A 6,073-nucleotide genomic window follows, 5' to 3' on the forward strand; every position below is an offset into this window, starting at 1 on the left:
GGTGACGATGTGACGCAGTATTTCACTGACGTTAACTCTGTCACCAGATCGGCAGCGCGGGAAAGAGTTTCAAATGATTTGCAAAGGAGGGGGCACACGCCGACCCTCACGCACTCCCCTCCGGCGTCATCGTCGCCAGTCCGCCATCCGCCCGCACCGACGCCAGGGTCAGCGCATGCCAGTAGAGGTCCAGCAGCGCCGCCGGCATGCCGCCCTGCTCGTGACCCTCCATCGGCAGGATGGCGGCGGCGTGGGCCAGCGCCGCGGTGGCGGCGTTCGTGCTGCGCGACACCGCATCGCCCAGCAGTCCCAGCGTCTGGCCCAGCGCCGCGGCGTCGAACCGCAGAAGCGCCGGCGGCACGGTGATCTGCGCCTCTCCGCCGCGCAGCCGGCCGACGGCGATGTAGACATGCAGCAGGTCGGGCCGCTCCTCCGGCCGCAGCAGGGCGGCGACGATGCGGTTGCCGGTCAGCGCCCCGGTGCCGTCGAATTCGTACATCGTGGCGCGCTCGCCCTGGCGGGTGGCGGCGAGTCCGGCGAGGCGGGCGGGCAGCGGATCCCCGGCGCGGCGGGCGGCCTCGTCGAACAGGGCGGGATGGCTGCCGCCCTCGCTCAGCACCACCAGCGGCGCGTCGGTCGCCGCAGCGGCGGCCAACAGGCGGGCCAGCACGGCGAAAGGATCCGTTCCCGCCTCTCCCGCTTCCGCTTCCAGCAGGCCGGCGCCACGGCGCAGCATCGCCTCGGCAAAGCTGATGTCGATATCCATGGCCCCAACCCTTCCGCTTGCCTCGAACTCCGGCCCGTTTTAGGACGGGGCGCCGCCTCCGCTCAATGGTAACCGAAGCTGCCCGTCACCTTTCCCCGGAACACCCAGTAGGAATAGAAGGTGTAGCCCAGGATCGACGGGATCAGGAAGGCCATGCCGACCAGCAGGAACACCTGCGTCTCCGGCGGGCTGGCCGCCTCCCAGACGGTGACGCCGGGCGGGATCAGGTGCGGCCACAGGCTGATGGCGAGGCCGAGGTAGGACAGGGCGAACAGCGCCATCGAAAGCACGAAGGGCGCCACCTCCCGGCTGTTCTCGATGGCCCGCCACAGGGCGAAGGCCAGCACCGCGGTGACGATGGGCACCGGCGACAGCAGGATCATGTTGGGCATGGAGAACCAGCGCTCGGCGATCTGTGGCAGCAGGAAGGGCGTCCACAGGCTGACCACCGCGACGCCTGCCAGAACCACCAGCATCAACATCCGCGCCATGCGATAGCACCAGTCCTGCAGCGGTCCGATGGTCCGCCAGATCAGCCACGTCGCCCCCAGCAGCGCATAGCCGACCACCAGCGCCGCCCCGCAGAACAGGGCGAAGGGGGACAGCCAATGCAGCATGCCGCCGGCGAACTGCCGCCCCTCCACCGGGATGCCCTGGATGAAGGACCCCAGAACGACCCCTTGCGCGAAGGTCGCCAGCAGCGACCCGAAGAAGAAGGAGCGGTTCCACCAATGCCGGCCGGCCCGCGCCTTGAACCGGAATTCGAACGCCACCCCGCGGAAGATCAGCGCGATCAGCATGACCAGCAGCGGGATGTACATCGCCGGCAGAACCACGGCATAGGCGATGGGAAAGGCCGCGAACAGCCCGGCTCCGCCCAGGATCAGCCACGTCTCGTTGAAGTCCCAGACCGGCGCCACCGTGTTCATCATGGTGTCGCGGTCCTCCTCCGTCGGTGCGAACGGGTACAGGATGCCGATGCCCAGGTCGAACCCGTCCATCAGCACATACATGAACACCGCGAAGCCGACGATCCCGACCCAGATCAGGGTCAGAACGCTTCCTTCCGCAATCTCCTGCATGGGGCTCACTCCGCTGGTTCGATGGACTGGTCGGTGGCGGACAGCGGCCGTTTGGGCCGTTGCGCCTCCGGCGGCTGCTTGGCGTCATGCACAAGGGTCGGACCGGTGCGCAGCAGGCGGATCAGGTAATAGGTGCCGGCGCCGTAGATGATCGTGTAGGCGACGACGAAGGACAGCAGCGAGACAAGCGCCGCCTCCGTCGTCAGCGACGGCGTCACCGCGTCGGCCGTGCGCATATGGCCGTAGACGACCCAGGGCTGTCGCCCGATCTCGGTGGTGAACCAGCCGGACAGGATGGCGATGAAGCCGATCGGCATGCAGCCGACCAGAACGCGGAAGAACCAGTCGCTGGTGTAGAGACGGCCGCGGAAACGCAGCACCAGATGCACCACCGCCACCGCCAGCATCAGGAGGCCGATGCCGACCATCAGGCGGAAGGTCCAGAAGATGATGCGCGGGTCGGGCCGCTCGTCCGCCGGGAACTGCTTCAGGCCGGGAACGCTGCCGTTGAAGTCGTGGGTCAGGATCAGGCTGGACAGCGCGGGGATGCCGATCTCCCAGTGGTTGGTCTCCTTCTTCACGTCGGGAATGGCGAAGAGGACCAGCGGCGCGCGCGGCCCGCCCTCCCAATTGCCTTCCATCGCCGCGATCTTGGCCGGCTGGTGTTTCAGCGTGTTCAGCCCATGTTCGTCGCCCAGGAAGATCTGCAGCGGCGCCAGCACGGTGATCAGCGCCAGCGCCATGCCGAGGCCCAGCTTCGCATGGTCGAAATGGCGGCGCTTCAGCAGATAGAAGGCGCTGATGCCGGCGACGACGAAGCTGGTCGTCAGGAACATCGCCGTCACCATATGGGCGAGGCGGTAGGGGAAGGACGGGTTGAACACCACCTGCCACCAGTCGGTGACGAAATAGCGGCCGTCCCGGATCTCGAAGCCGGCCGGCGTGTGCATCCAGCTGTTGGCCGACAGGATCCAGAAGGAGGACAGCAGCGTGCCCAGCGCCACGAGGCAGGCGGCCATCAGGTGGATGCCGCGCGGCACCCGGTCGCGCCCGAACAGCATGATGCCGAGGAAGGCGGCCTCCAGGAAGAAGGCGGTCACCACCTCGTACTGGATCAGCGGGCCCAGGACGTTGCCCACCGTGTCGGACCAGCGGCTCCAGTTGGTGCCGAACTGATAGGACATGACGATGCCGGACACGACGCCCAGACCGAAGGACAGCGCGAAGATCCGCGTCCAGAACTCCGACAGGCTGCGGTAGATGCCCTTGCCGGTGCCGACCCAAAGCGCTTCCAGCAGCGCGATCCAGCAGGCAAGTCCGACCGTAAAGCTGGGAAAAAGGATGTGGAAGGAGATCGTGAACGCGAACTGAATTCGCGACAGAATCAATGGATCGAGTTCCATGGCCGCCGCCTCTTTTGTTGGGCGCGATGATCCGCTTGCGCCGGCGGGAAGCCCGGCGCCGGTGTGGCAGGAGGCCATGTAGAGTGTGCGACTGGCGCGGAAAGGGGGACTAGTCTTTCAGGCTTAAACCCGACAGCACAAGGTATTGGTGGGACATACGGAGTGATTGGGCATCGAGGTCTGGGGTGGCGGTCAGTGGGGCGGATAGACCGCGGTGATGCCGGAAATGATCGTCTGCGCCGCCAGCGCCGCCAGCACGATGCCCAGAACACGGCTGACCGTGTGGATCACCGTGCGGCCCAGCAGCCGCCCGACCCGGTCGGCGCCAAGCAGGATCAGCGTCACCCCGCCGATCACCGTCGCCGCCGCGCCCAGCACGCTGACCTGTCCCGCCACCGTGCCGCCGGTGCGGTCCATCAGCAGCAGGATGGAGGTGATGGCGCCCGGCCCGGCGATCAGCGGCACCGCCAGCGGAAAGACGGCGATGTCGTGGGCGTCCTCGTCGGTCATCGCCTCGCCGGTATCCCGCTCCTTCCGTTCGGAGCGTTTGGCGAACAGCATCTCGAAGGCGATCCAGAACAGCAGCGCCCCGCCGGCGATGCGGAAGGCCGGCATCTCGATGGACAGGGTCTGCAGCACCACCTTGCCGAAATAGGCGAAGAAGACCAGCACCACGAAGGCTATGGCGGTGCCGCGCAGCGCGATGATCCGCTTGTGCCGCTCATCGAAGCCGCGGGTCAGCGCGATGAACAGCGGCACCAGCCCCGGCGGATCGACGACGACGAAAAAGACGACGAGATTGCTGATGTAGTCCGACAAAGCGGGCTCCAGCCTAGGTGATCGTGGATTGGGTGCATCAATCATAGGCTTGGCGGTGCGGGGTGTCACCTCCGGACCGGGCATATCCCCCTCACCCTAACCCTCTCCCCGGGGGGAGGGGACTGCCAGCGCATGGGCGAACGCCTCGACCCCCTGCAGGCCGGCCGGGGTCAGCGCATAGGTGCCGCGCCCCACTCGTTCGAACCAGCCATAGACGTTGCGCAACAGCATCGGCCCGACATCCTTCGGCGCCCCCGCCTTGCGCAGCGCCGCGACGGTCAGCGGCCCGTCGCGCAGCATGCGGGCGATGCGCAGCGCATCCTGGCGATAGGCGGTGACGATGGCGACCCGGGTGGAGCCGCCGCGGTTGGGATCGCCGACCCGCCGGGCATGCTCCCCCAGCAGCCGGTGCGTGCGCTTCCTGTCCTTGCGAGGGGTATAGGGAACCGGATCGAGCAGCACGGTGACCCGCCGCCCCTCCGCCAGCCCCGGATCGACCATCAGCAGCCCGAGCCCCAGCCGGCGGCAGAGCTTCTTGACATCGGGGTCCAGCGGCGACGGCCCGGTTGCCTTGCGCCCCGGCTGCGGCACGGCGAGATAGACGCTGTCGCTGACCGCCAGCCGGTCCACCCCTTGCAGCACGAGGTCGAGCGTGAAGCGCTTCTTCAGCTCGACGATCACCGGCGGCTCGGCACCGCGCGTGGCGACGAGATCGCAGCCATGGATCTCCGCCTTCACGTCATAGCCCTGGGCTTCGAGGAAGGCTTTGACCGGCGCGTAGAGGTCGGTTTCGGCGGTGACGGTCAAAAGTCGCCTGTCAGGACGTCGATGGCGCGGCGGATGTCGGAACGGGCGTCGGATGCGGACGCGACGACAGCGCCGATTTGCGCAACAGGCAAAGCGACGATCTGCGGCGTCACGACGACGAATTGCTCGTTCCCGACCATGATCGAGGGCATGATTTTGGAAATTGGAGCTTCAACTTCGGACGACCGGATCAACGGAACGACCACACGGGTTCTATCGATACCGACATAATCACCCTGAACGATTAGGAGATAGGGAATGGGGTGATTTTTCCTTCCCTTCGCTGCCGGATTGAGGCAAACGTCGAGAAATCTCATTCGAAGTTCCGGTACTCTTCACCGAAAAGACCAAGCCGGTCCACCAACGCATCGTAGGCTGCAAACGCCGCCCGATTGTCTTCCATCCACTTCTTCTTTTCGGCATCCATGGACGACACGCAGGATGCGTTTTCCAGCGTATCGGAAACGGGATGCTCATTCTTCTTGGCTGGATCTATCCTGGACATCGAACGGCTCCCGACCATGCGTCACCATACTGAGGATAGTGACGCAGCATTATCCTGTCCAGTTCGTGACCAGCTGGATGGTCTCTCAGTTCGAAATCCTCGGAGTTCCGACCGACACATTCCAACTTCGGGAACGAGAGCGTGACGCCGCCCCGACCCAATGCTACAATCCCGGCATGACGAATTCGGTCGCATCTCCTCCCAAGCCACGATAGCCCCGGCAGCGCCGTTCAATGTTGGACGGGACGCGCCGGGGCATCAGCTTGGAGAGGCAAGATGTCTAAAGACATGACGCGGGCGCGCCGCCGGCATGAGCGTGCCCGTATGGTCGCAAAGGTTCGGCGTATTCTCCCTTGGGCCGACATTCCGCAGAAGGTCGCCGACAATATGGCAGTGTGCAGTTGCTGGATGTGCGGCAATCCACGGCGCTACAGAACTGAACTGACCATGCAGGAGCGGCGGCAAGCCATCCGGGAACTGGATTGGAATCACTGAAAGCGACGGGGCGATGCCTCTACCGCGCATCACCCCGTCAAATTTCAAAGGGCCCCCCGCCGCCTGACACAAAAGCGGGAAGAGCCTTCGCTCTTCCCGCTTCCGCTCATCACGCCGCCGCCTTCTGCTTGCGCAGGATGCCCAGGATGTCGGACGCCGCCTTCGGGATGTTGGTGCCCGGACCGTAGATGGCCGC

The 6,073-nt window shown here is 65.7% G+C and carries 8 protein-coding genes; 1 reads left to right on the forward strand and 7 read right to left on the reverse strand.

All coding sequences use genetic code 11. The annotated features are described in order from the left end of the window. Window positions 1-106: 106 nt before the first annotated feature. The 7 genes from AB8P05_RS25635 to AB8P05_RS25665 form a co-directional block, all read right to left on the reverse strand. The gene (locus tag AB8P05_RS25635) at window positions 107-766 is read right to left on the reverse strand and encodes a hypothetical protein (protein WP_472760955.1); all 660 of its coding nucleotides are present in this window, start codon (window positions 764-766) and stop codon (window positions 107-109) included. A 62-nt stretch (window positions 767-828) separates the two neighbouring features. Further along, window positions 829-1,848: a cytochrome d ubiquinol oxidase subunit II gene (gene cydB, locus AB8P05_RS25640; protein ID WP_472760956.1), complete on the reverse strand. Its 1,020-nt coding sequence runs from the start codon at window positions 1,846-1,848 to the stop codon at window positions 829-831. Window positions 1,849-1,853: 5 nt separating this feature from the next. After that, on the reverse strand, window positions 1,854-3,251 hold the full coding sequence (locus AB8P05_RS25645; protein ID WP_472760957.1) for a cytochrome ubiquinol oxidase subunit I: 1,398 nt from the start codon (window positions 3,249-3,251) through the stop codon (window positions 1,854-1,856). Window positions 3,252-3,443: 192 nt separating this feature from the next. Next, window positions 3,444-4,070 carry a MarC family protein gene (locus AB8P05_RS25650; RefSeq protein ID WP_455174663.1) on the reverse strand — a complete coding sequence of 209 codons (627 nt, stop codon included), beginning with the start codon at window positions 4,068-4,070 and terminating at the stop codon, window positions 3,444-3,446. A 96-nt stretch (window positions 4,071-4,166) separates the two neighbouring features. Further along, window positions 4,167-4,877, reverse strand: a complete 711-nt coding sequence (locus AB8P05_RS25655) for a DUF2161 domain-containing phosphodiesterase (RefSeq protein ID WP_472760958.1) — start codon at window positions 4,875-4,877, stop codon at window positions 4,167-4,169. After that, window positions 4,874-5,194, reverse strand: a complete 321-nt coding sequence (locus tag AB8P05_RS25660) for a CcdB family protein (protein WP_472760959.1) — start codon at window positions 5,192-5,194, stop codon at window positions 4,874-4,876. The genes AB8P05_RS25655 and AB8P05_RS25660 overlap by 4 nt, the downstream gene beginning before the upstream one ends. Then, window positions 5,191-5,382, reverse strand: a complete 192-nt coding sequence (locus tag AB8P05_RS25665) for a type II toxin-antitoxin system CcdA family antitoxin (protein WP_472760960.1) — start codon at window positions 5,380-5,382, stop codon at window positions 5,191-5,193. Before AB8P05_RS25665 ends, AB8P05_RS25660 begins: the two co-directional genes overlap by 4 nt. 276 nt (window positions 5,383-5,658) lie before the next feature. On the opposite strand from AB8P05_RS25665, the gene AB8P05_RS25670 reads away from it, so the two are divergent. Further along, window positions 5,659-5,877, forward strand: coding sequence for a hypothetical protein (locus AB8P05_RS25670; protein ID WP_472760961.1), 219 nt, complete (start codon window positions 5,659-5,661; stop codon window positions 5,875-5,877). The last annotated feature ends 196 nt before the right edge of the window (window positions 5,878-6,073 follow it).

It is taken from the genome of Azospirillum sp. VT-I1, from assembly GCF_055698305.1.

What these genes read in the sequence shown, in the direction of transcription:
- AB8P05_RS25635 (WP_472760955.1), bottom strand. Translation starts at nt 766, where the DNA reads ATGGATATCGACATCAGCTTTGCCGAGGCGATGCTGCGCCGTGGCGCC.
- cydB (WP_472760956.1), bottom strand. Translation starts at nt 1,848, where the DNA reads ATGCAGGAGATTGCGGAAGGAAGCGTTCTGACCCTGATCTGGGTCGGG.
- AB8P05_RS25645 (WP_472760957.1), bottom strand. Translation starts at nt 3,251, where the DNA reads ATGGAACTCGATCCATTGATTCTGTCGCGAATTCAGTTCGCGTTCACG.
- AB8P05_RS25660 (WP_472760959.1), bottom strand. Translation starts at nt 5,194, where the DNA reads ATGAGATTTCTCGACGTTTGCCTCAATCCGGCAGCGAAGGGAAGGAAA.
- AB8P05_RS25665 (WP_472760960.1), bottom strand. Translation starts at nt 5,382, where the DNA reads ATGTCCAGGATAGATCCAGCCAAGAAGAATGAGCATCCCGTTTCCGAT.
- AB8P05_RS25670 (WP_472760961.1), top strand. Translation starts at nt 5,659, where the DNA reads ATGTCTAAAGACATGACGCGGGCGCGCCGCCGGCATGAGCGTGCCCGT.